General features: G+C 44.8%; 19 protein-coding genes. 13 read left to right on the top strand and 6 right to left on the bottom strand.

From position 1 onward, the window contains the following. The first annotated feature begins 49 nt into the window (after positions 1-49). The 12 genes from AC5EF3_RS09095 (at position 50) to AC5EF3_RS09040 (ending at position 13,399) form a co-directional block, all read left to right on the top strand. Positions 50-517, top strand: coding sequence for a cytochrome c maturation protein CcmE (locus AC5EF3_RS09095; protein WP_015827115.1), 468 nt, complete (start codon positions 50-52; stop codon positions 515-517). Further along, a complete protein-coding gene (locus tag AC5EF3_RS09090; protein WP_493547814.1) occupies positions 517-2,466 on the top strand; it encodes a heme lyase CcmF/NrfE family subunit in 1,950 nt (649 codons plus the stop codon). The genes AC5EF3_RS09095 and AC5EF3_RS09090 overlap by 1 nt, the downstream gene beginning before the upstream one ends. Then, positions 2,463-2,882 carry a cytochrome c-type biogenesis protein gene (locus AC5EF3_RS09085; RefSeq protein ID WP_493547813.1) on the top strand — a complete coding sequence of 140 codons (420 nt, stop codon included), beginning with the start codon at positions 2,463-2,465 and terminating at the stop codon, positions 2,880-2,882. The genes AC5EF3_RS09090 and AC5EF3_RS09085 overlap by 4 nt, the downstream gene beginning before the upstream one ends. 77 nt (positions 2,883-2,959) lie before the next feature. After that, positions 2,960-4,171 (top strand): bifunctional alpha/beta hydrolase/OsmC family protein, encoded by a 1,212-nt coding sequence (locus AC5EF3_RS09080; RefSeq protein ID WP_015827118.1) that lies wholly within the window; start codon positions 2,960-2,962, stop codon positions 4,169-4,171. Between the two features lie 82 nt (positions 4,172-4,253). Next, entirely contained in the window at positions 4,254-5,813 is a 1,560-nt protein-coding gene (locus AC5EF3_RS09075) for a Do family serine endopeptidase (protein WP_493547812.1), read from the top strand. A gap of 23 nt (positions 5,814-5,836) precedes the next feature. Next, a complete protein-coding gene (locus AC5EF3_RS09070) occupies positions 5,837-6,508 on the top strand; it encodes a response regulator transcription factor (RefSeq protein WP_015827120.1) in 672 nt (223 codons plus the stop codon). A 5-nt stretch (positions 6,509-6,513) separates the two neighbouring features. Continuing rightward, positions 6,514-7,911: a sensor histidine kinase gene (locus AC5EF3_RS09065; RefSeq protein WP_015827121.1), complete on the top strand. Its 1,398-nt coding sequence runs from the start codon at positions 6,514-6,516 to the stop codon at positions 7,909-7,911. A 54-nt stretch (positions 7,912-7,965) separates the two neighbouring features. Beyond that, on the top strand, positions 7,966-10,800 hold the full coding sequence (locus AC5EF3_RS09060) for a bifunctional [glutamine synthetase] adenylyltransferase/[glutamine synthetase]-adenylyl-L-tyrosine phosphorylase (RefSeq protein WP_493547811.1): 2,835 nt from the start codon (positions 7,966-7,968) through the stop codon (positions 10,798-10,800). A 49-nt stretch (positions 10,801-10,849) separates the two neighbouring features. Further along, positions 10,850-11,626, top strand: a complete 777-nt coding sequence (locus tag AC5EF3_RS09055) for an EF-hand domain-containing protein (RefSeq protein ID WP_493547810.1) — start codon at positions 10,850-10,852, stop codon at positions 11,624-11,626. A gap of 68 nt (positions 11,627-11,694) precedes the next feature. Beyond that, on the top strand, positions 11,695-12,291 hold the full coding sequence (locus AC5EF3_RS09050) for an RNA polymerase sigma factor (protein WP_015827124.1): 597 nt from the start codon (positions 11,695-11,697) through the stop codon (positions 12,289-12,291). 15 nt (positions 12,292-12,306) lie between these two features. Beyond that, positions 12,307-12,780: a hypothetical protein gene (locus tag AC5EF3_RS09045; RefSeq protein WP_493547809.1), complete on the top strand. Its 474-nt coding sequence runs from the start codon at positions 12,307-12,309 to the stop codon at positions 12,778-12,780. 4 nt (positions 12,781-12,784) lie between these two features. After that, entirely contained in the window at positions 12,785-13,399 is a 615-nt protein-coding gene (locus AC5EF3_RS09040) for a periplasmic heavy metal sensor (protein ID WP_493547808.1), read from the top strand. Position 13,400: 1 nt separating this feature from the next. Here AC5EF3_RS09040 and AC5EF3_RS09035 read toward each other — a convergent pair whose 3' ends face one another. From AC5EF3_RS09035 to AC5EF3_RS09010, 6 genes are all read right to left on the bottom strand, one after another. Further along, entirely contained in the window at positions 13,401-15,659 is a 2,259-nt protein-coding gene (locus tag AC5EF3_RS09035) for a PAS domain-containing sensor histidine kinase (RefSeq protein ID WP_493547807.1), read from the bottom strand. Between the two features lie 125 nt (positions 15,660-15,784). Next, on the bottom strand, positions 15,785-16,306 hold the full coding sequence (locus AC5EF3_RS09030; RefSeq protein ID WP_493547806.1) for a response regulator: 522 nt from the start codon (positions 16,304-16,306) through the stop codon (positions 15,785-15,787). Positions 16,307-16,323: 17 nt separating this feature from the next. Continuing rightward, positions 16,324-17,448, bottom strand: a complete 1,125-nt coding sequence (locus AC5EF3_RS09025; protein WP_493547805.1) for an EAL domain-containing protein — start codon at positions 17,446-17,448, stop codon at positions 16,324-16,326. Positions 17,449-17,719: 271 nt separating this feature from the next. Then, positions 17,720-20,362 carry an aminopeptidase N gene (gene pepN / locus AC5EF3_RS09020; protein WP_493547804.1) on the bottom strand — a complete coding sequence of 881 codons (2,643 nt, stop codon included), beginning with the start codon at positions 20,360-20,362 and terminating at the stop codon, positions 17,720-17,722. Between the two features lie 271 nt (positions 20,363-20,633). Further along, on the bottom strand, positions 20,634-21,200 hold the full coding sequence (locus AC5EF3_RS09015; RefSeq protein WP_015827131.1) for a hypothetical protein: 567 nt from the start codon (positions 21,198-21,200) through the stop codon (positions 20,634-20,636). Positions 21,201-21,298: 98 nt separating this feature from the next. After that, positions 21,299-21,520 carry a hypothetical protein gene (locus tag AC5EF3_RS09010; RefSeq protein WP_015827132.1) on the bottom strand — a complete coding sequence of 74 codons (222 nt, stop codon included), beginning with the start codon at positions 21,518-21,520 and terminating at the stop codon, positions 21,299-21,301. Positions 21,521-21,741: 221 nt separating this feature from the next. Here AC5EF3_RS09010 and AC5EF3_RS09005 point away from each other — a divergent pair, with 221 nt between their 5' ends. Then, complete coding sequence (locus AC5EF3_RS09005) at positions 21,742-22,593, top strand: M48 family metallopeptidase (protein ID WP_049763129.1); 852 nt, start codon at positions 21,742-21,744, stop codon at positions 22,591-22,593. Positions 22,594-22,677 lie beyond the last annotated feature (84 nt).

The raw sequence follows: 22,677 nt of genomic DNA, 5'->3' as shown, positions 1-22,677 counted from the left end.
TTTGATCAGAAGTGGGTATGTCTAAGGTTTGGATAGAGGAAGATAATTCATGCGTGCGCGTTCCCAAAGAGCATGGTTGATCGGTGTAGCAGGTGTTCTGTTGGTTGGAGCAGTTGCGCTTGTGATGTCTGCACTTGGAGACAATGCGAGTTATTCTAGAACGCCGACAGAGATCGTGACTGGTAATGTTGTGACAGTTGGTGAGCGGGTTCGCATTGGTGGATTGGTAGGGGTTGATTCAATAGAACGCGGCCCGGGTACATTGATAAAGTTTGAAATCACAGATGGTGAATACGGCGTCAATGTTGCGTATGATGATTTGCCGCCAGACCTTTTTGAAGAAGGACAAGGAATTGTCGCCGAAGGCATCATTCAGGTTGATGGTAGTCTTCAGGCAACACGCCTAGTCGCGCGCCATGACGAAAGCTACATGCCTAAAGAAGCGTATGATGCTTTGAAAGCTGCTGGTGGTGAAGCCGCCGCGAAAGCAGCTCAATATAATGATGAAGGCGTCTAATGATAGAGTTTGGTCATATCAGTTTATTTCTTGCTCTGGGCGCGTCATTATTGGCGGCAGTCTTTGGTGTTTGGGGAAAACCTCAAGAAACTAACCGGTCGATACTTGTTGCAATGGCAGCAAGCGTTGTGGCATTTTTTACGTTAGTTCGCGCTTTTTTGGGATCAGATTTTTCTCTAGAACTTGTGGTCAAGCATTCGCATTCTTTAAAGCCTACTTTCTACAAATTCGCCGGAACGTGGGGAAATCATGAAGGATCAATGCTTTTATGGTGTATGATCATGTTGGGCTTTGGGGCGGCAGCTGTAGGTTTGATGAAACCAAGTGCGTTGAAGACAAAAGCAATTGGTGTTCAGGGCGGATTATCCTTTTTGTCGCTGACTTATTTGCTTTTTGCATCTTCACCTTTTACGCGCTTAGATCCTGCACCATTTGATGGAACTGGCCTGAACCCGCTTTTACAAGACCCTGCTTTGGCGTTTCACCCGCCATTTTTGTATTTGGGGTATGTTGGTTTTTCTTTTGTCTTTTCGCTCGCTGCTGCAGGCCTATTGCTCAATGATGTTGGCGCAAGCTGGGCGAAACGTGCACGGCCATGGGCGTTGTTTGCTTGGTCTGGCTTGACGATTGGGATCTCGCTTGGTGCGATCTGGGCTTATTATGAGCTTGGCTGGGGTGGATGGTGGTTCTGGGACCCTGTTGAAAATGCTTCCCTTATGCCTTGGCTGGTGGGGGCTGCTTTGGTGCACTCCATTATCGTGACGCAAAAGCGTGGTTCAATGGCATCGTGGACAGTGTTTTTGTCAGTTTTGACATTCTGCCTATCAATTCTTGGGGCATTTTTGGTGCGTTCAGGCGTGTTGACTTCGGTGCATGCGTTTGCGCTGGACCCTGAGCGTGGTCGTTTATTGCTAATTGGCTTGTTATTGGTTTCGGGTTTTGCATTCTCACTTTTTGCTTGGCGTGGTCCCGGATTGAAATCTGGTAGTGAGTTTGATCCTGTTAGTCGCGAAGGCGCGCTTATTCTTAATAATTTGTTTTTATCTGTTGCTGCAGCGACTGTTCTTGTGGGCACGCTTTATCCTTTGGCGATGGAAGTGGTGACGGGTGAGAAATTATCTGTTGGGACACCTTATTTTGATCTGACGCTGGCACCTTTAATGGGCATACTGTTTCTCGCGCCGCCATTTGCACAGGCAATGACGTGGCGAGCGGCTGATATGTCACCTGTTGTGAAACGTTTAATCGTGGCTGGCGCGATTGCTATTGCGGCTGGGGCGGCAGCATTTGTGTTTTTCTCAGGCAAGCTTTGGGCGGTGTTTGGTGTCGCTGTTGGTGTTTGGTTGATTGGTGGAACAATTACAGATCTTATCAAACGTGTTGGCGCTGGTGGTTTGACGCGCGTGTTTAAGCTGCCGCTTGGTGTGTGGGGACTTACGATTGCGCACATTGGGCTTGGATTGTTTGTGATTGGTGCCGTTGTTGAAACAAATGGGCGAATAGAGCGTACATTTGCGGTCACTCAGGAACAGGTTGTTGAGCTTGGCAATTGGTCATTCACTTTTAACGGCGTTGTTAATTCTGAGGGGCCAAATTTCTATTCTGATCGTGCGTCTATCTTGGCAGTGAATGGAAAGCGAGAAACAGAATTAAACCCGGAAAAACGGTATTATCCGGCATCTGGGATGCCCACGACGGAAGTTGCTATCCGAAAATCTCTGGTTGGTGATTTATATGTTGCGTTGGGTGATCCTGTTCGGGGAGAATTAAATGGTTGGACAATTCGTATTTCCATAAACCCAATGATTGATTTTGTTTTTGGCGGTGTCGGTTTCATTGCTTTGGGTGGTTTTTTAGCTTTTGCCGCTCAACGCGGGAAGCGACATGCAACTTCATCAAAAGAAGAGCCGGCTTCAGATAAGAGTATAGAAGGGGCAGCTGTATCATGATGTTAGCTTTGGTATTGGCTGCTGCGCTTTCAGATGCGCCGCTTCAGGATGCGGATCTTGAAGCCCGCGCCCAATTATTGATGCGTGAAATCAGATGTGTATCCTGTGAGAATGAGCCAATATCTCAGTCTGCTTCTGAAATTGCGGGAGATATGCGCCATCTTGTGAGGAAGCAGATCCAAGACGGCGCGAGTGATGTTGAAGTCCGGTCTTATTTTTCTGAGCGTTATGGTGAGTTTGTGCTTTTTCGTCCTAAAGCGAGTGGCGGCGGTGCATTCTTATGGGCTTTCCCGTTTGTCTTGCTTGCTTGGGGGGCGGGTGTTTTGTTTATGGCAATACGTGCACGTAAAAAGCGCAACCTGACACCACTAAAGCCTGACATGGTGGCTGATCACGAAAATGATACTCTAGATTGATAAGAGCGGGCCTTGTTAAACTGTTTTGCTCTACCACTTTATGGTAACGCTAGGGCTGAAAGTGGAGTAAAAAGACAATGGCACATAGATCACAAGTTCAAATACCCGGTTCGCTTGGTCATAAGCTAGCTGCAAGGTTTGAATTGCCAGCTGGAACGCCGCGCGGCTTTGCTATTTTTGCACACTGTTTTGCTTGCTCGAAAGACCAATTTGCGACAGCTCGTATTGCCCGCCAGCTCGTGCAGTTAGGTGTTGGTGTGCTGCGGTTTGACTTTACCGGACTTGGGTTTTCTGAAGGTGATTTTTCAGACACTACTTTCTCCTCAAATATTGATGACCTTGTGGCAGCTTCCCAGTGGATGGAAGAACAAGGCATGGCTCCTACACTGGCGATTGGGCATTCCCTTGGTGGAGCGGCTGTGCTTGCTGCGGCTAGTAAGTTGCCAACGGTCAAAGCATTTGTATCTATTGCAGCACCATCTTGCGCCAAGCACGTGACTGAAAATTTTGGTTCACAGATTTCAGAAATTGAGACCAAAGGTGAAGCGGATGTTCAATTAGCTGGCCGTACCTTTAAAATTAAAAAGCAGTTTCTTGATGATGTTGAAGACGCACGGGTAATCGAATCTGTTCGAAATATGAAACGCCCGTTACTGGTGATGCATTCTCCCATAGATCAGACCGTTGGTATCGAAAATGCGAATGATATCTTTATGGCGGCTATGCATCCAAAAAGTTTTGTATCACTGGATGATTCAGATCATCTTTTGACAGATCGTGAAGATGCTAAATATGTGGCTGGTGTTATCGCCGCGTGGGCGACGCATTACGCAATTGCTGCCAGAAAAGACAAAGCTTCTGTTGAACCTGTAAATGGGAATGAGCCAGTCGTTGTTGAAGAAACTCAACGTGGAAGTTATGAGAACTGGGTGGTGACGGGTGATTATCGCGGCGTTGCAGATGAACCTGTTGATGTGGGCGGAGACGGTGCTGGTCCCACACCATATCAATATATGAATGCTGCGCTTGGGGCATGTACGTCTATGACATTGCGCATGTACGCTCAAAGAAAAGGCTGGCCAGTTGATAAAGTTTCTGTCTCAGTAACACACGAAAAATCACGAAATGAAGTTGATTCTAGCGATTTGGATGTTTTTAATCGTGAAATTACTATTTTAGGTGATTTAAATGCTGAACAGCGTACAAAAATGATGGAAATTGCGGATAAATGTCCCGTACACCGTACTTTACATAGGGTAAGTTCTATTCATACCACAGAATCGACATGAAGCGATCATAATTTTTTACTCAAAGATATATATTACACATTCGACATCTAGAATGTTCTGAAGTGAATAAAGAGGAATACAGATGAAAACGACCGGAAAAAGCCGCACTTTGAAAATGTCTTTAGCCATGGCATTGCTAGGCAGCGCGGCAGTTGGTGGCCTTATTTTATCCCCGGTTGGGTCGAAAATTGCCGATGCAAAACCAATCGTTGTTCAAGCGCCTGTCGGCGCGCCACTTAGTTTTGCTGATCTGATTGAAAAAGTGAATCCTGCCGTTGTGACTGTGCAAGTGACAACAGAAATAGAAGCGCCAGAACAATATGGTGAGCTGTTTGAGCGTTTCCGCAACATTCCAGGCTTTGATGACTTTATGGATCGTCAAGGACGCGGTGAGGGCGAAGAAGGCGAAAGTGAAGAAGATGAAGGTCCAGCACCTCGCGAAGGACGTTCACTTGGATCTGGATTTTTTATCTCGGATACAGGGTATATCGTAACCAATAATCACGTTGTAGAAAACGCTTCTGAAGTGACGATCACATTGTCCAATGGTGATGAGTTGGAAGCTGAGATTATCGGTCTTGATGAGCTAACCGATCTGGCCGTGCTGAAGGTCAAAGAAGGCGGGAAATACCCATATGTTGAGTTTGAACTTGGTGCGCCTCCACGTGTAGGCGACTGGGTTGTCGCTGTTGGTAACCCGTTTGGTCTTGGAGGAACAGCGACCGCGGGTATCGTATCTGCTATTAGTCGTGAAATGAATGGTTCTAACTATTCAAATTACATCCAAGTGGATGCATCAATTAACCGTGGTAACTCCGGTGGTCCGACATTTGACCTCTATGGTAAAGTGATTGGTGTGAATACGGCGATTTACTCACCGTCTGGCGGTAGTGTTGGAATTGGTTTTGCGATTGAATCGACAGTTGCAAAAGAGATCACTGACATACTTATTAAAGACGGTAAGGTTACACGCGGCTGGTTGGGGGTTTCTATCCAATCAATGACTGTAGAAATGGCCGAATCTCAAGGCTTGAAAAATGAAAAAGGCGCGCTTGTTGCTGACGTTCAAGTTGGTAGTCCCGCTGAAAAAGGCGGAATTGAGCGTGGTGATGTAATCCTGTCGGTCAACGGCCTCGCCGTTAAAGATAGCCGTGAGCTAACCCGTCTTGTTGGTGGGTTAATCGCTGAAAGTAAAAATGAATTCAAATTGATCAGAGATGGTAAAGAGAAAACAGTCTCTGTGACAGTTGGTGTTCGTCCATCAGATGTTGATAGTGCGTTCAACCGTGGTGGTTCAGAATCTGAAGGTGAAAAAGAGGACGAAGCAACGCCTGAAGGTGCGTTGGTCCATGGTTTGACTGTCAAACCATTATCCAAACCAGAGTTCGAATTATTTGGTTTAAAAGAGAATGAAAATGGTGTTCTCGTTCTTGATTTGAACCGTAATTCTGCCTTTGCAGAAGCTGGAATTGCAAAAGGTGATGCTCTTCTCGAAGCTCAAGGCACGACGTTGAAATCTGCGGATGATTTGGCTAGCGTGATCAAAAATGCTAAAAAAGAAGGTAAGAAGAATATTCTTGTGGCTGTTCGCAAAGGCCGCGCGACTATTTTCCTACCGGTTGAAATTGAAGACCTTAAGTAATTTATAGAATGGGAGAGCTCGCTTTGCGCGTACTCGTCATTGAAGATGATATAGAAGCAGCGGATTTCGTCAGAAAAGTGCTCAGCGAAGCTGGGCACGACGTTGCCGTTGAGAATGATGGCGAGGCTGGTCTCAGTCGTGCTCAGTCTGATGAATTCGATGCTATGGTTGTTGATCGTATGATGCCAAAGATGAATGGTATCGAGATGTTAACAACCTATCGTGATACGGGTGGTAACACACCGGCATTGTTTCTAACGGCTCTAGGTGATGTTGAAAATCGCGTCGAAGGTCTAAAAGCTGGTGGCGATGATTATCTGTGTAAGCCTTTTGCGCCGAGTGAATTAATTGCGCGTGTTGAAGCACTTGGAAGACGCGCTTCTAGTGAAGCTCCTACGACAAAATTACAAGTAGGGGATCTGGTCATGGATCTCCTAGCACGCACTGTTTTTAGAGGTGAGGTCAAAATAGACCTTCAGCCGCGTGAGTTCCGTTTGTTGGAATTTCTTATGAGAAATGCCGATCAAGTGGTTACAAGAACAATGCTGCTTGAGAAAGTCTGGGATTATCATTTTGATCCGCAGACAAATGTGATTGATGTGCATATTTCCCGTTTGCGCAGCAAGATTGATAAGGACTTTGAAGTTGCGCTTTTGCACACAGTGCGTGGTGCAGGGTATAGACTTCAGGCCTAGGGATTGTGAATTTATCTCGTCTACCAGCGTTCACCCGGACGACAACATTCCGGTTGGCTTTGGTGCATACGGCGTTATTTATTCTTTTTGCTGGTGCGCTGTTACTTTATCTATTCTCAGCCACGGCAGGACGATTAGAGCGCGATGATACTGACGCCCTCAATTCCGAGATAAATGCTTTGACCGCCGCTTACACAAGCGGCGGTTTTTCTCGTTTGAGTCAGTCAGTATCGGAGAGGTCTTCCTCTAGGGGGGCGTTTTTATATCTTCTGGTTGGTCCGGATGGAGAGAAAATCGCTGGTGATTTTGATTTCCTGCCGGCGGAAGCCCCTTTAGCGGGTGAGCTGTATGTGCCATTTTCATATGACTCTCGAAATTACGCGGGTGTTGTACAAAGAAATAGAGCAGAAGGACGCATAAAGACATTTCCTGACAATACTGTTTTGCTCGTCGCATATGATATCGGTGAACGCGGGGAGATGGTGAAACGCATTACAGATGTGGTGTGGACGGCAGCTATTGCTGGTTTGGTTCTTTCCATGGTGGGAGGGGTGATTGTATCGCGATCCGTCTCACGGCGAGTTGAATCGCTAGCGCGTACAACTGAAGATGTCATGGCTGGTGATTTGTCACGCCGGGCAACTGTTTATGGGTCTGGAGATGAGTTCGACAGGTTGGCTGAGCGTTTGAATGCGATGTTGACCAAACTTGAAAGGCTGATGATTGCGTCTCGGTATTCGGGCGATGCGATTGCGCATGATTTACGATCGCCATTGGCGCGTTTGCGGAACCATTTGGAATCTTCTCTAGCTCAAACAGGAGATCGACAAGATTTTGAAGGTGCGCTTGAGTATTCGATTGAGGAAGTGGACCGCGTCCTAGAAACCTTTAATGCGATTTTGCGGCTGTCAAAGGTTCAAGGTGGTCAATCAGGGACGTTTGATCGGTTTAGTCTAAGTGAACAAGTTGTCGAAGTTGCTGAGATTTACGAAGCTGTGTGTGAAGAGGCCCAGCTAGCCTTTAGTTCTGATATCAAATCGAATTTAGAGCTTCATGCTGATAAGTCACTGATCATGCAGCTTATTTTTAACCTCATGGATAATGCTGTGAAATATACACCAGCAGGCGGTGCAGTTAAGCTTGTTCTTCGACGTAGACGGAATGGAGAGGTAGAGCTGTCTGTTCTTGATAGTGGACCGGGTATTCCTGAAGAAAATAGAGAAAAAGTATTAGAACGATTTTTCAGATTGGAAGAGGCACGCACGGAGCCAGGATCTGGACTTGGATTGTCACTGGTGGCTGCTGTCACGGAAATGCACCAAGGGCGACTTGAACTATCAGAGGGGCTTCCTGGGTATCCGACGCCGGGGCTAAAAGTGAGCCTTACTCTCGCTTCTGCGTGAACATCGCGCTAGCATAAGCTTGAATAAGACGAGTCAGTGCAAAGGCGTTAGAAGATGATACCCGTTCCAGACAGAACTCTTGTTGAATTATCATGTCGGCCGGTCAAAAGTATTTTAGATAGTCGTGAGGCCGCATCGAAATTTTTAAGTCATACACCCTACCTTTGTAATTTACTGACAAGATATCCTAACGTTTTCGATTCAATAGCAGATGATGGTGCGGATGCAGCTTTTCAGTTGAGCCTCGAGTTGCTCAATGAAGCAATGGCCGCAAACACTGACCGTGAGATAGTCAGCAAAACATTGAGACAGGCAAAAGCAAAAGGGCATCTAGCAATAGCGCTCGCTGATTTGTCCGGATTATGGGATGTCAACCAAGTCACACATGCCATCACTGTGTTGGCAGAAAAATGCACACAAGCGGCTCTTTGGTGTGCGTATCAAGTTGCTGCGGATAGAGAATGGGTGAACCCTAAAACTAGTCTAGAAGAGACGGGGCTGTTTGCCATTGCTATGGGGAAAATGGGTGCCTATGAGCTAAATTATTCCTCAGATGTTGATCTTGTTGTTTTGTTTGATCCTAATCGATTTGATGCAAATGCAAGGTCAGCAAAGGAAGCGGCTGTGCGCATTACGCAAGATTTTGCACAGCTCATGGAAACTCGAGACGAGCATGGATATGTCTTTCGAGTCGATTTGCGTTTGAGGCCGGACCCGTCTTCAAATGCTGTTGCTTTGTCGACTCAGACTGCACTCAATTATTATGAGCGTGTCGGACAGAACTGGGAGCGTATGGCCTACATAAAAGGGCGGGTTTGCGCGGGTGATGCTGTTGCAGGGGATGCTTTTTTTGAAGAACTGGAACCATATATCTGGAGGCGCCATTTAGATTATTGGGCAATTGGAGACATTCACGCGATAAAACGTCAGATACATGCGACTGGTGGCCATGAAACGCTCGATATTAAGGAATTTGATGTCAAACTTGGGCGCGGCGGAATTCGTGAAATAGAGTTTTTTGCACAGACACAACAACTTATCCTTGGTGGTCGCCATCCTAATTTAAGGGTTCGGCGCACCGATGAAGCGCTTGATGAGCTTGTTAAATTGAAAGCTGTGTCTTCTCAGAATGGCGAAGAACTAAAAAAAGCTTATGCATTTTTGAGGAATGTCGAACACCGCATCCAAATGCATAATGATGAGCAAAGCCATACACTACTAGACCGTGATGATAGGCGACGAGAAGTCGCCATATTGATGGGATATGGTGATAATCAAGATTTGTTTGAGAGTGATCTATTAGCTGTTCGAAGATTTGTTCACGGCATTTATTCTGATCTTTTTGCGCAAGAAGAGAGATTATCGGGCGATAGTGGTAATCTGGTTTTTACTGGCGTGGATGATGACCCGGGGACACTAAAAACGCTTGAAGAAATGGGGTTTTCTGACCCTAGCGGTGTGATTAACAGAATTAGGAATTGGCATCGCGGAGGACTTCCAGCAACGCGCACAGTACGTGGGCAACAGCTTTTGACATCACTTACACCACGTTTATTGGAGTGGATTGCTGAAACAGGTCAGCCTGATACTGCTTTGAGCCGTTTTTCTGATTTTATTAGCGGTTTGAGAGGTGGCGTGCAGGTTTTCTCGCTAATGCTTGCAGAAACTAAATTTTCTGAAGATCTCATTTCAGCTATGGCTTATGCGCCTAAATTGGCGAATGATTTAGCACGGCAGCCAGCTCTTCTTGATGGCATGTTAGACAATTCATTCAACGCGCCTTTAAATCAGGATAGCTCAGAAGCAGTCCTGATGGCGCTGGAAAAGGTTGTTAATTCTGAAGATGATTTTGAGGGACGGATGAATGCTGCGCGTCGGTTCCACCGTGAAGAAACTTTGCGAATTGGATATCAAATTCTAAGAGGTCAAGCCAATGCTAGTGATGCTGGGCCTGCATACACGCGATTGGCGGATGCTTCAATTTCGGTCATGGCGCAGGTCGCGCTAGAAGAGGTTCAACTCAAGTTTGGCGAATGGCCAGGAAAATGGGTGATTGGTGCATTTGGAAAGCTTGGAGGAAAAGAGCTATCTGCTACATCTGATCTGGATATTATCGTCATTTATGATCCGGGAAACCCTCCTCACCCGAATGATCTTGCGGCCCGTTTTACACAAAGATTGATTGCTGCGCTTTCCGCTCCAACTGAAGAGGGTGAGTTGTATGAAGTGGATATGCAATTGCGACCTTCGGGAAAGGCTGGTCCTGTTGCTGTAAAAGTGACGTCGTTTGAAAAATATTATCAGGGCGATGCATGGACGTGGGAATATATGGCGCTGACAAGGCTTCGCATTGTTGCTGGAGATCGAGAACTGGCGGCGCGGGTGAAAGCTATCGCCTGTGCTTCTTTAAAAGTACGATCGGATTTTGAAGGTCTTGAAGAAGATATTCTGAATATGCGTCAACGTCTGGCCAAAGAGAGAAAGCCAAATAGTCATTGGGATTTGAAATTAGCCGAAGGCGGATTGCTGGATATCGAGTTTGTTGTTCAGCAAGCTATATTGCAAAATGCGAGAGCGGTTCCCAGTGTGATACGGCCCAATACCCTTGAAGCGATACAGGCTTTGCAGGAAGCGAACATTTTGCAACCCGAGGAAGCAACCCTACTAACCCAAGCATATAGTCTTCAAGTTAACTTGCAGCAGGCGTTAAGGATTGCTGTTTCAGATCAGTTTGATGAGGAATTAGCTTCAACGGGCCTGAAGAAATGGCTTAGTGCATGTGGTGGGGTAAGTGATTTTGTTGAATTAAATGAATTACTTAAGGAATATCAGGAAAAAGTTTCTAGTATTAGGCGAAATAAAATAGGGCCATTGGCGACGGATAGTTGAGGGTGCGAGCGTTAAATATATATCAAACACCAAAGAGGAGTTTAGACAAATGAAACGCTCAAAAATACTAGCACTTACAACTACAGCTTTTATAGCTCTAGCTGCTGTTTCAACTGCCGCTGCCGGTCAGCGTGAAGGTGACAAAGATGGCAAGGACAGATGTGAGGCCGTTAAAGAAAAATGGATGGAACGCATCGCTGAATTTGATACTGATGGCAATGGTGAACTATCAGATACTGAAAAAGCAGCGATTAAGAAAATGCGTTTTGATGCGGCTGATGCAGATAAAAGCGGTGGTGTGACACTAGAAGAATTAACCGCCTATAACCAATCGCGTATGGATCAACGCAAAGAAGAGATGGCTGCACGTCATTTCAGTCGGATTGATAAAGATGGTGACGGTGTTGCCTCATTAGAAGAATTCGATAATGGAATGCGAAAAAAGTCAAAACACAAAGGCAAAAGCAAAGGTCAGTGGTCCCAAAAAGGCCAAAAGCAAATGCGTGCTGAAATGATCGAAAAATTTGATGCGGACGGTGATGGCAAATTATCTGATGCTGAGAAAGATGCAGCTAAGCGTGCAAAATTTGAAGCAATTGATGCAAATTCAGACGGCAAGCTTACAAGTGAAGAGATTACAAGTTTTCATGAAGCAGAGCGCGTTAAACGAAAAGCTGAAATACAGTCAAAGCATTTTGAAAAAATAGATGCAGACGCAGATGGTGTAGTATCACTCGAAGAGTTTAGCGAATCTAAAATGATGAAGCATGACAGAAAAGGCGGGAATGATGGACCGCGTAAAGACCACGCGAAAAATTGCAAGTAGCCTTTCGTCGCCATACTGGTTAATTTGAATCAGTGAAGATTTTTTCAACTAGGATATTTTGATTTCAAATGCAGTTCGAGTCGATATCAGATGATATTTTGGTTGAAAAAGTCGGAGGCGGAGACCGTCAAGCTGCTTCTGTATTAGTGCGTCGTCATAGTCAGCGTGTTTTAAATATTGCCCGCCGAATGATGGTAAATGAAGCTGAAGCAGAAGATGTGACACAGGATGTTTTCTTAAAGGTTTGGAAAAGTGCGGCAAAATGGGAATCTGGAAAAGCAAAATTTACAACATGGTTACACCGCGTAACTGTTAATACTTGCTTGGACAGGCTTCGTAAGCCGAAAATGGGAAATGTTGACACTGTTCCAGAGGTTGCTGACGAATCTGAAACACCAGCACAACGTTTAGAGGCCGAATCGAGAAGTGAATTGCTAAAACGCGCTATGGAACAATTGCCCGACCGTCAGAGGGCTGCTCTCAGTCTATGTTATTTTGAAGAGATTTCTAACATTGAGGCGGCAGAAGTGATGGAGGTCAGCGTGGATGCATTAGAAAGTTTGTTATCGCGTGGCCGACGAAAGTTAAAGGAATTGCTCCAAATGGACCGCGAGGAGTTATTGGTCTCGAATGCGCAAGGTCGAGCAACAGGATTTGATGGATAAGAAAGGAGGTAGAAGATGAATAAAGAACAGTTTTTAGAATATTTGGAAATATATGGTGCAGATGTAAAGCGTTGGCCCGAAGGCGTTCGTTCTTCTGCGGAAAGTTTCTTTCGGAGTGAAGACTTAGAGCTTAAACGTGCGATCAAACTTGAAAGCACATTTGACTCTTTCTTAGACGACCAGGCCGATATGCCTGAAATTAGTGTGGCGTTAGAGGCAAAGCTCATTGATTTGATGCCCATGGCTCGTGAAACAAAGTCTGCACCGAGTTTTATAGAAAAGTTGAAATCTTTCCGAGCTTCCAAATGGATGGCTGCTGGGTTAATCAGCGCATCTTTGGTTGGTGGTGCCAGTGTTGGGTATGCGCAAGCGGCAGAACAAGCAGAATTGAGTGTTGTAAATTCAATGTTGTCTTATGCGTCAGCAGATGAGCTTTCAAACTTGGATACTGAGCAATGGTTAAATGTTGAAGACATAAGCGATGAGTGAGAAAATGGAACAGAAGAAAAATAAAAAGGTTTCGTTTCTGCTTGCAGGGTCTCTTGCTGTAAATGCTGCATTGTTTGGTATCGTTGGAGGTCAATTTCTAGGAAATAATGGAATAGGAATTGATGAAAAACCTCCAAACACATCTAGAGATAGGCCTCATATTGAACGCGTATTTGGTCAGTTGGAAAAAGCGGACCGAGAAAAGCTTTTTCGTACGATGAAAGAGCATTGGCGTAGCAGTAAAGCTGAACGCGCCACCATGCATGCAAAGCATCTGGAAGTTTTGAACGCGATACGCGCTGAACCATTTGATCGGGGGCAGGTTGAGTTGGGAATCAAGGAATTTATGAGAGTTGATTCTGAACTTAAAACGCTCGCTACAACAGGAATACTGGATGTGATGGAAACATTGCCTCCCGAAGCACGTGTGGCTTTAGCTGATTCGTTTCTACTGAGAAACCGCAAACCTTTGAAGATGAAACGGGATTCTCAAAGAGAAGAAGAGGGCTTCAGACCGTCTCCTCCTGATGGTCCAGATCATGAGGGAAGAATGCCACCACCACCTGAAAATATGGATTTTCCTCCAGAGCCCCCTCCAGAGGGCCGATTTGAAGAATAAGTTAGGCAGCGTATTCAGATTTGATCATTTTGGGAGGGTCGACTGGGAGTAAGAAGCTAACAGTCGTGCCTTCTCCAAACTCACTTTCTATTTCAAGGCGTCCACCATGCATTTCGGCGAATGATTTGGTGAGTGAAAGCCCAAGACCACTACCTTTACTATTGCGGTTTTCATCTGCAGACGATTGCTCAAATGGTTGCGCAAGGCGAGGTATATCTTGTTTGGGTATTCCAATTCCATTGTCTGCTACTGATACGCGGACAAATGCATTTTCTTTGACAACAGAAATATTTATATAACCTCCTGGATCTGTAAATTTAATCGCGTTCGAGACCAAATTTAAGACCATCTGTTTTATAGCGCGATGATCGCCTTCGATGTCTGGAATATCATCTTTTACAGTTAGATTTAGGTCTATGTCTTTGTCAGCTGCGCGTCGGCGGATCATTCGAACGGCTGAATCAACGGCTTCAACAGGATCAATTTCGCGCGTAGAAATTGACATTTTACCCGCTTCGATTTTGGCCATGTCCAGAATGTCATTGATCATATCTAATAGGTGCTGCCCAGAAGAAAGTATATCTTCGGCATATCCAATATATCGTTCATCACCTAGCGGGCCATAAATTTCTTTGATGAGCATTTCAGAAAAACCATTGATGGCGTTTAAGGGTGTTCTAAGCTCGTGGCTCATGTTTGCTAGGAAAACTGATTTTGCCTGACTAGCTTTTTCAGCTTTTGTTTTTTCTTCTGCATATTTGCGCGCGTGTTCTTCTGATTGACCTTGCATCCGATCTAGTTCTAGCACCAGTCGGCGTAGTTTTTTCTCTTTTCCGAGTAGGGATTCTTGATGGTTTTTGATTGATGAAATGTCGAGGCCAACAGTAACAAGTCCGCCTCCAGCTGTAGGGCGATCATAAAAGTTCAGCCAAATATCAGAAAGCAAGAGAATTTCGCGACCATTGTCGCTACCTGGAACCGGACGTTCAATACGAATCTGCTTTGCGGCTTCAGCCATGACAACATCATATGATGTGCCGGCTTTTAAAACATTCTCAGGAAGATTGAATAGGCGAGCAAAATGGCGGTTCCATAACAATAGTCTATGGCGCTGATCCCAAGATGCAAAAGGGCCTGGGTATGCATCAGCTACGGAACGGGCCAAATGTTCTGACATACGAGAGCGGGCTTCAGCTCTCACGCGTTCAGTTGTGTCAGTCATTATGCCTGATAGACCATCTTGAAATGGACCACCCTGCATTTCGAAATATCGCGAACTAAAGCTGCCATTGCCTTTGAAGGATACTTGAAAGGATTTGTTGTGTTTGGCTTTTTCTAGCTCATAGAGAACATTTTTTTGATTGCCCGGGTGTATGAGTTCCTGAAACTGCTGAAGGGATAGGTCGCTATTATCGATGAGGCCAAGCATTTCGGCTGTTTTGGTGCGTAGACTGAATAAACCTGTTTCGCGGTTCCATGTCCAATATCCATTTTGCCCCCCAATTTCCAACTCTCGCCAATGCGTTTCAATTTCTTTTTTTGCTTTTATTTCAAGGTTTAGCAGCTCAGTATTTGTCTTGATGGTTCCAACAAGACCGATAACAGCCAATCCTGGAGCAGCTAGTAACAGTAGATATATAAGGATTAGATTATAGTCTTCAGTTCCAATTAGCTCCACATCGTTGGAAACACATGCAGCAATTTGCGTGTCACCAACAGGAGCACAGGCATTTACTTGGCGCGTCATACCGATTCGTTTTACATTCGCTCCTAAATCTGAATGCGTAGAATTAGCGAGCCTAAATGATCTGTTTCCTTCCGGCGTTGGGGTCAGCTTTGTTAGTGGCAAACGTCCTTCCCACCAATTTCCTGAAGAATCTTGAGCATAGAGTGCTGCAAAGTTTGTATCGACAAGCTTGCTACCGTTTTGCGCTGAATTTGCAGTGGTTTGAGAAATTTTTGCGAGCCCTGCACCGGATAAGGCCTGAGCAGACGTCCCACCGCGTTTTAAAATCAATTCCATCTTTGTTTGAGAGGCGACAAGCTCAGATCTGACATATCCACCTATGGCCATAGCCTCACGTGCCTGTAGCGCCATTAGATCGTCATTTTGTCCAAGGCGTTCCTGCCACGCTTTTAGCCCTAGCGTTCCGGCAAAAGCAGCAAACAGCATTAAAAGCACGCGACCGGGAACTGGCACAGCTTTCGAGACCTTAGCAGGTTTGTGGATGTCTGATTTATTTTTTCTTGTCTTGGCCAAGACATTTGTCTCCATTGTGCGAATTGATAATGCACAAGATTCGAAACACTCCGAAAGCCTTAATAGTGTATTAATTTGTGAGTTAAAATCTCACTAATTTGTATAATGAAATATTTAGTGGCAGCTCAAAAATCTAAGTTTAGATCATTATCCTGATCTGGTTTTTGGCGTTTGTCTTCGCCTCTGAAATCTATGTTGTCATGCCGTCTTCTATCTGGACCAAAATAGCTGTTTGTTCGCACGAATGGACGAGGTGAATTTATGATTGATGCAACTTTGGCGTAAAGGTCAGAAGAGGTAACTGGTTTGGCAAGAAACTCCGATACGCCAGCATCACGGGCACCTTCTACTTTGGAGCGCTCTGAATAAGCTGTAAGCATGATTATGGGAATAAAAGGATTATTGCTGTCGGGCGCGTTGCGAACCAATCTTACAAAATCGGCACCATCAAGTATATCCATGTGATAATCGACGATGATAAAATCAATTGGTTTACTGTTTACAATTTCAAAGGCTTCCACCGCATCACTTGCTGAGTCGAAGTTCTTTATACCAAACCCACGCAAGAGCGTTTTGATGATATTTATCATGTGATGATTATCATCCACAATAAGGACGCGTATTTTATCTAGGTTTCTTTTCGACATTGAGACGTCTCTTGGCGTTAGGCGGCTTGTTGTTTGTGCTTTCGGTTTGCAAAAAATGTAGGGTCTATCTCAGGGCGGCCAAAGTAGAAGCCTTGTGCGAGCATGACACCTGCATTGAGAAGGGTTTGCCGATCAAATTCATTTTCAACGCGCTCACCAACAACAGACATGCCTAACTCCCTACACATGCTGGAAATAGCGCGCATCAGTGCAGTATTTCGTTCGTTGGACACTTGTCCATTCAAAAAACAACCATCAAATTTCACACCATCGACGTTTAATGCTCGCAAGTAACCAAATGACGCTGCGCCTGCACCAAAGTCATCCAGCACGATTTTAACATTGCTTCGTTTAAGGAGTTCGACTGCATTTGCTGCTGTATCTATATCGTGCATTTCAGATGATTCGGTTATTTCGAGAATAAGTTGTCTTTTATCAAATTCGTAAGCTTGAACGATGCGATTGAGTTCGGCAGCAATATCCGTTTTTTGGATGGATTGACCTGAAATGTTGACAGCTAGTTTTAGGTTGTGACCAGTCGGGTGAGACATGCGTTGGCAAGCTGCATCCAACATAATACAATCTAGTTCTGAAATAATCCCACGCCGTTCAGCCGCAACGATCATTGGGTAGGGCGAACCCTCAAATGGGAACCGTGCAAGAATTTCATAGTGTCTCAATTGTCCTGTTTGCGTGCAGACAATGGGTTGTCGGGCGGCTTTTAATTCGGGAGAGGCAATTGCACTTCTGAAGGCGCGAACCAAATGTTCATCGATTTGCTGATCTTTCATGATCGTGTGACATGTAAGGTCGGCAAAGGCTAGGCGATAAATTGCCTGATTGTTTTGGCAACGTTGAACAGTAATTCGTCGACCACTTGGTGCAAAACTCATGTCATCAAAAGTTGCTCTATCTCCGGGAGAAAGCGTAGCGAAGCAGGCTTGCAGTTGGGATAAATCCGGGACGTTTATAAGTTGAAATAAATTTGAGAGCACCAGCATTCGCACATCCACCGTATTGAGAAGGTGGCCGTCACCTTCTGCAAAAATAATGGTCCCGTTTGCGTCAGCTTCTAGAAAAAGGTCATTCGCTGAGTTTGCGATGATGTCTTTTCTGTTTGTGGTCTTGATAGTCGATTGCATTGTGTGTCTCACATTTTTTATTATGTAAGTCTCTACAATATCGACGTTGAAGATGGTTAAAGGTAAAGGGTGAAATTTTTGGTTTACTGACTTTATTATCTTACGATATCTGCTCGATAAATTAATATATATAAAATCAGTGGTTTAATGTTCCAAATTGATACGAATTTTGACGATTCATCACTGTTAAAATTACACGCTCGCGCGCCAAGGTTAATACCTGTTCAGGTTTGCAAACTGCATGGAGTTTACACCACATGCAGTCTTGTTTTTAATTACTACTAAGAGCAAGTGCTCGCGTGATAATGTCTTGAGCATTTTTGGAAAGATTAGCGTCATCCAGTCTGCGCAATTGTTTTTCTGCGTGCGCTTGGCGATCAGGTGAAAAGCGTCTCCAGCTTTCAAAAGATGTTGTAAGACGTGCAGAAAGGGCGGGGTTTAGACCATCCACTTTCAATATTATGTCTGTCAGGAACTCATATCCCCATCCATCAGGTGCATGAAATCCAACCGGATTATTCATTGCAAAAGCGGCAGCGACAGCGCGCACGCGGTTTGGATTCTTAAAATCAAAATCTGGGTGACTGCATAGGCGATGTAATCGCGCACGCAAATCAGCCCTGATAGACATAGCCTGCACTGAGAACCATTTGTCCATGACGATAGGGGTGTCTTTCCACTCTTCCTCAAATGCCAGTAGAGCTTTGTCGAAATATTCTCCGCTAGGGCCGCCATTTTCAACATTTGCCAAAGCATTTAATGCAGAAAGTTTTTCAGTCATTGTTGGGGCAGATAAGAAACTTTCATAAATACGATCTGCATGCTCGTCCTGTAATCCTGAAAGCAGATCAATCGCTGCAGCTTTCAAGGCACGTCGTCCGGCAGCAGCAGCTGATGGATCAAACACACCTGTATCTGACTGTTGCACTGTTGCGACGAGTGATCCTTGCATGTGCCGCGCAATAGCGCGCTTCAATTTCAATCTTGTTGCATGCAATTTTGAAGGATCAGCGTCTTTTTGATCAAGAATAAGTTCTCCAACGGTTGGCATGCGCAGGATTAAGGCTGCAAAAGCAGGATCATCAATTGTTGCTGTATAGGCTTCATCAATTGCATCGATGAATGCACTTAAACTATCTTTGTGATCGCCGTCTTCGTCTTTTGACATTTCCAGCAAGAGGTTGCGCGCTAAGGTTTGTAAACCTTCCCATTGCGCAAAGGGGTCATTGTCAGCTGCTGCGAGTGCAGAGCGATTTGCATCATTGAGGCCATCCACAAGTCTTACAGGAGCTGAAAAACCGCGATTGAGTGAATGAATCGGTGCAGAACTGACATCGGTGAAGACGAAGTCCTGTTCAAAATCACGTAAAATCAACAAGTGTTCATCATTGGCTTGGCCGTTGAGCTTTGTTGAAAGACGCCGTCCCTTTCCTGAAAATAAAGCTGTTTTCAGAGGTATTGGGAGTGCGATTTTATCTGGCTGTCCAGGAGTTGCAGATGTGTGCTGTTTTAAGGTCAGAGTGTAGGTGCGAGCAATTGTGTCGTGTACACCTTTGGCTGTGACAGTGGGTGTCCCTGATTGTGAATACCATCTTGCAAAATTGCGTAAGTCTTCAGACGTCGATAGCTGCATTGCATTTAAAAAATCTTCAATTGTAGCAGCTTTCCCGTCGTAGCTATCGAAATAGCGGTTCAGACCTGCAAAGAATGCAGTGTCACCAATTAAAACACGCAACATACGAATGAGCTCAGCACCTTTTTCATATACTGTTGCAGTATATAAATTATCTATGCGAGCATATTCATCTGGCCGTACAGCATGGGCTAGTGGACCAGCGTCTTCTGCAAACTGGCGAGAGCGAAGTCTAATGACGTCCTTGATGCGCGTCACTGAGCGCGAACGCATATCCGCAGAAAATTCTTGATCACGATAGACGGTCAAACCTTCTTTCAAGCAAAGTTGAAACCAGTCACGACAAGTAATGCGGTTTCCGGTCCAATTGTGAAAATATTCGTGTGCAACAATGCTTTCTATTGCTTCAAAATCTGCATCAGTTGCCGTTTGGCCATCTGCTAAAACATAGGCTGCGTTGAATATGTTCAACCCTTTGTTTTCCATGGCTCCAAAGTTGAAATCACGTACGGCTACAATATTGAAAACATCCAGATCATATTCACGGCCAAATACATCTTCATCCCACGACATGGAGCGTTTCAATGCATCCATAGCATATGCAGAGCGATCGCTGTCGCCCTTATCAACATAGATCGCTAATGGTGTTTCTTTTCCTGACATTGTGGTGAAGCTGTCAGTGTAGACATCAAAATCACCCGCGACTAATGCAAAAAGATAAGAAGGCTTTGGGTGTGGGTCTGACCATATTGCAAAATGGCGATCTGTTCCGATATTTCCACTTCGAACTGGGTTACCGTTGGAGAGCAAATAAGGGTAGGCGTCTTTATCTGCTTCCATGCGAACATCAAACGGAGCAAGGACATCAGGACGATCAGGGTAATATGTTATGCGGCGAAACCCTTCAGCCTCACACTGAGTGCAAAAACGACCACCCGACATGTATAGCCCTGAAAGCTGTGTATTTGTTTCTGGTGATATTTCAGTTTCGATTTCTAGACAAAATTCGCCAGCAGGCATGTGAATGCTAATGCCTTCAGGAGTTATTTCATATTCCTCCTCAGGAACAGCAAGACCGTTTATTGCTATAGAAATGAGTTTAAGGTTTTCACCGTCTAAATTCATCAAAGCATGTTCGCCAAATGATCTTTTACCGGTCATCTTGTTGCGAACGCGTGTTTTTGTCGGCTCCAGAAAGAAGTCTAAGTGGACATGCTTTATGACAAAAGGATATGGGCGGTAGTCTGTGAGACGGACCGGTGGGGGCGTGTCAGTACGCATGATGTCTTAACTCCGTAATGGATGCTCTTCGATCAAATTTTTAAGAGCATACTCATTAACGCAGATATCTGTTTTTCTATGAAATTTAAACCCGCTCCAGAATAATTGTATGGTAAATCAGGGAGCAAATCACTTAAATGCAAAAAAAATGTTCTAAATAGAGCGATTTGGCTAATAATTAGAATGTAATTTAGGTGTAAATTACATTGAAACTAGTAATTTTTTGACGCTTTTTGAAACTGATTAAGGTTAATATTGGAACAGGCTAGGCTTACTCAGCAGCCTGAGGTTTTTCAGCGGCTGAATTGGGGGTGTCGTATATTGTTCTGAGCAATGACGTTCCTTGTTTAGCAAGTTGAACAATATCATTGGGAAGATCATCAGGATCTTGAGCCACACAACGTGACAGAACTTTAGCCAGTTTCATAAGTTGCGGTGCTGCGCAGATTATCCGAGCTTGAAATTCGATTTTCAAAGGATCGCGATCATATTCAGCACTTGGCACGCGCCAACCACCCCAGTCTTTTTCGTCTGTAACAACCTTTGGGAAAGTGCCAGGGTGAGGATGATCTGTTGCCTGCTCAGATTCTTTCCACCGGTTTTTCTCACGAATCACGCGCCAACTTTCGAGGTCACCGATTGAGTCTGTTGGTCCATTTGTTTTGTCAGCGGTCAATTCTGTAGCTGCAAATTCCCGACCTAAACCGACATCATAATGGATTTTCAAAGGCTCATCTAGGCCCTTGACCCACTGAGGAATCACTTTTTCAACGACCGCCCATGTGCCGACTGGCTTCACAAATACTTTTTGATTTTTATGAAACGACGCTTTGGCCATATCTCTAATTCCTCAATGATTTAGATCAGAGTATCAAAAAGGTTTTAGATTGGCGTTGAGTTATACCAGAAAATTTGTACGAAACTTATAAGATAAAATCAGGAATCGGATGGCATTTTCCAACCTACGAATAGCACAGCTATGGCAATGAGCAGTCCAATGACTGCATAAGCATCTGCAACGCCTAGCGGACCGTGAGTGAGTTCACGAAAACTACTCAAAGCATACCAAGGCAACATTACGAGCCCCAATGCAAGATAAGCACGTTTCTTGGTCAGGATTCTAAATCCTAAAAGTTGTTTTCCCAGAGGTTGTGACAAAATATGCTCCCCATTTTCTAATGATGATCTCAGTCACCTTCATTGATATTGATCAATTAAACGGCATTAATTAGTTTCTTGCGACATAGACTATAGTCCTACGCTCATCCTCTATTCATGCATCACTTGATAGTTTTGTTGTAAGTAGCGAGTATAAATGGGTTTTCCAAAATGAACTTTATGGTAAACCTAACATATCTAGTTTTAGGAGGGATTGGGAAATGTGTGACAATCACCAAATCGTGCAAAGCGCGAATGGGCCAATACAATTGCATCGTCGAGACGTTGTAAGAGGCCTTTGGGCCGGTACTATTGTTGCTTTTTCTGGAGCAAGTGTGTCCGGATGTTCAACAAACCCAGCTACGGGTCGATCTCAATTAACTTTCATGTCTGATTCTCAATTAGTTGAGATGTCAGCCAGCGCTTGGGCGCAAACCAAACAAGAAACACCGATTTCAAGTGATCGTGCAGCGAATGCGCGCTTATTGCGTATCGGCGAAAGAATTCGCACAGTTGCTTCAGAACGTACACCTTCACTTGCACAAGCAGATTGGGAATTTGTTGTTTTTGATTCCGATCAAAAAAATGCTTTTGTAATGCCGGGTGGTAAAGTTGGGTTTTATAAAGGTCTGATGGATTATTCAGATAATGATGATCAAATCGCTGCTGTTCTTGGACACGAAGTCGGACATGTCGAAGGGCGTCACTCCAATGAACGTATGAGCCAGCAAACGCTTGGACAAGTTGCTCTTGTTGGAACAACTGTTGCGGTTGGAACATCTGATATGAGCAGCACGGAACAACAAATGGTGATGGCTGCTGCTGGAGCCGGACTTTCATTGGGAATCATTCTTCCTTACTCACGTAAACACGAGTTGGAAGCTGACCTTCTTGGCGTTGATTCTATGTATAAGGCTGGATACGACGTTAAAGAATCTGTGCGTCTCTGGGAAAAAATGGGTCAAGGCAGTGAAGGTGCACCACCAGAATGGATGTCGACACACCCAAGCGCGAGTACACGGGTGCGTGAATTGACAAACTATATCAATTCTAAAGGCTATGCAGTCATGTAAATTGAAATTTGCGCAAATTCGGGCTTGCAGAGTTCGCGCATTCGATTTATTACCCGCACCTCAACTTTCGCAGTTGAAGAAATG

Source organism: Hirschia sp., from assembly GCF_058892565.1.
The sequence above is the reverse complement of the archived record's forward strand: the minus strand, read 5'-3'. Positions and strand labels throughout refer to the sequence as shown.

Excerpts from the sequence above, each read along its gene's own strand:
- AC5EF3_RS09040 (WP_493547808.1), top strand. The coding sequence starts at position 12,785 with ATGGAACAGAAGAAAAATAAAAAGGTTTCGTTTCTGCTTGCAGGGTCT.
- AC5EF3_RS09060 (WP_493547811.1), top strand. The coding sequence starts at position 7,966 with ATGATACCCGTTCCAGACAGAACTCTTGTTGAATTATCATGTCGGCCG.
- AC5EF3_RS09050 (WP_015827124.1), top strand. The coding sequence starts at position 11,695 with ATGCAGTTCGAGTCGATATCAGATGATATTTTGGTTGAAAAAGTCGGA.
- pepN (WP_493547804.1), bottom strand. The coding sequence starts at position 20,362 with ATGCGTACTGACACGCCCCCACCGGTCCGTCTCACAGACTACCGCCCA.
- AC5EF3_RS09080 (WP_015827118.1), top strand. The coding sequence starts at position 2,960 with ATGGCACATAGATCACAAGTTCAAATACCCGGTTCGCTTGGTCATAAG.
- AC5EF3_RS09030 (WP_493547806.1), bottom strand. The coding sequence starts at position 16,306 with ATGTCGAAAAGAAACCTAGATAAAATACGCGTCCTTATTGTGGATGAT.
- AC5EF3_RS09025 (WP_493547805.1), bottom strand. The coding sequence starts at position 17,448 with ATGCAATCGACTATCAAGACCACAAACAGAAAAGACATCATCGCAAAC.
- AC5EF3_RS09055 (WP_493547810.1), top strand. The coding sequence starts at position 10,850 with ATGAAACGCTCAAAAATACTAGCACTTACAACTACAGCTTTTATAGCT.
- AC5EF3_RS09005 (WP_049763129.1), top strand. The coding sequence starts at position 21,742 with ATGTGTGACAATCACCAAATCGTGCAAAGCGCGAATGGGCCAATACAA.
- AC5EF3_RS09015 (WP_015827131.1), bottom strand. The coding sequence starts at position 21,200 with ATGGCCAAAGCGTCGTTTCATAAAAATCAAAAAGTATTTGTGAAGCCA.
- AC5EF3_RS09085 (WP_493547813.1), top strand. The coding sequence starts at position 2,463 with ATGATGTTAGCTTTGGTATTGGCTGCTGCGCTTTCAGATGCGCCGCTT.
- AC5EF3_RS09095 (WP_015827115.1), top strand. The coding sequence starts at position 50 with ATGCGTGCGCGTTCCCAAAGAGCATGGTTGATCGGTGTAGCAGGTGTT.
- AC5EF3_RS09045 (WP_493547809.1), top strand. The coding sequence starts at position 12,307 with ATGAATAAAGAACAGTTTTTAGAATATTTGGAAATATATGGTGCAGAT.
- AC5EF3_RS09075 (WP_493547812.1), top strand. The coding sequence starts at position 4,254 with ATGAAAACGACCGGAAAAAGCCGCACTTTGAAAATGTCTTTAGCCATG.
- AC5EF3_RS09090 (WP_493547814.1), top strand. The coding sequence starts at position 517 with ATGATAGAGTTTGGTCATATCAGTTTATTTCTTGCTCTGGGCGCGTCA.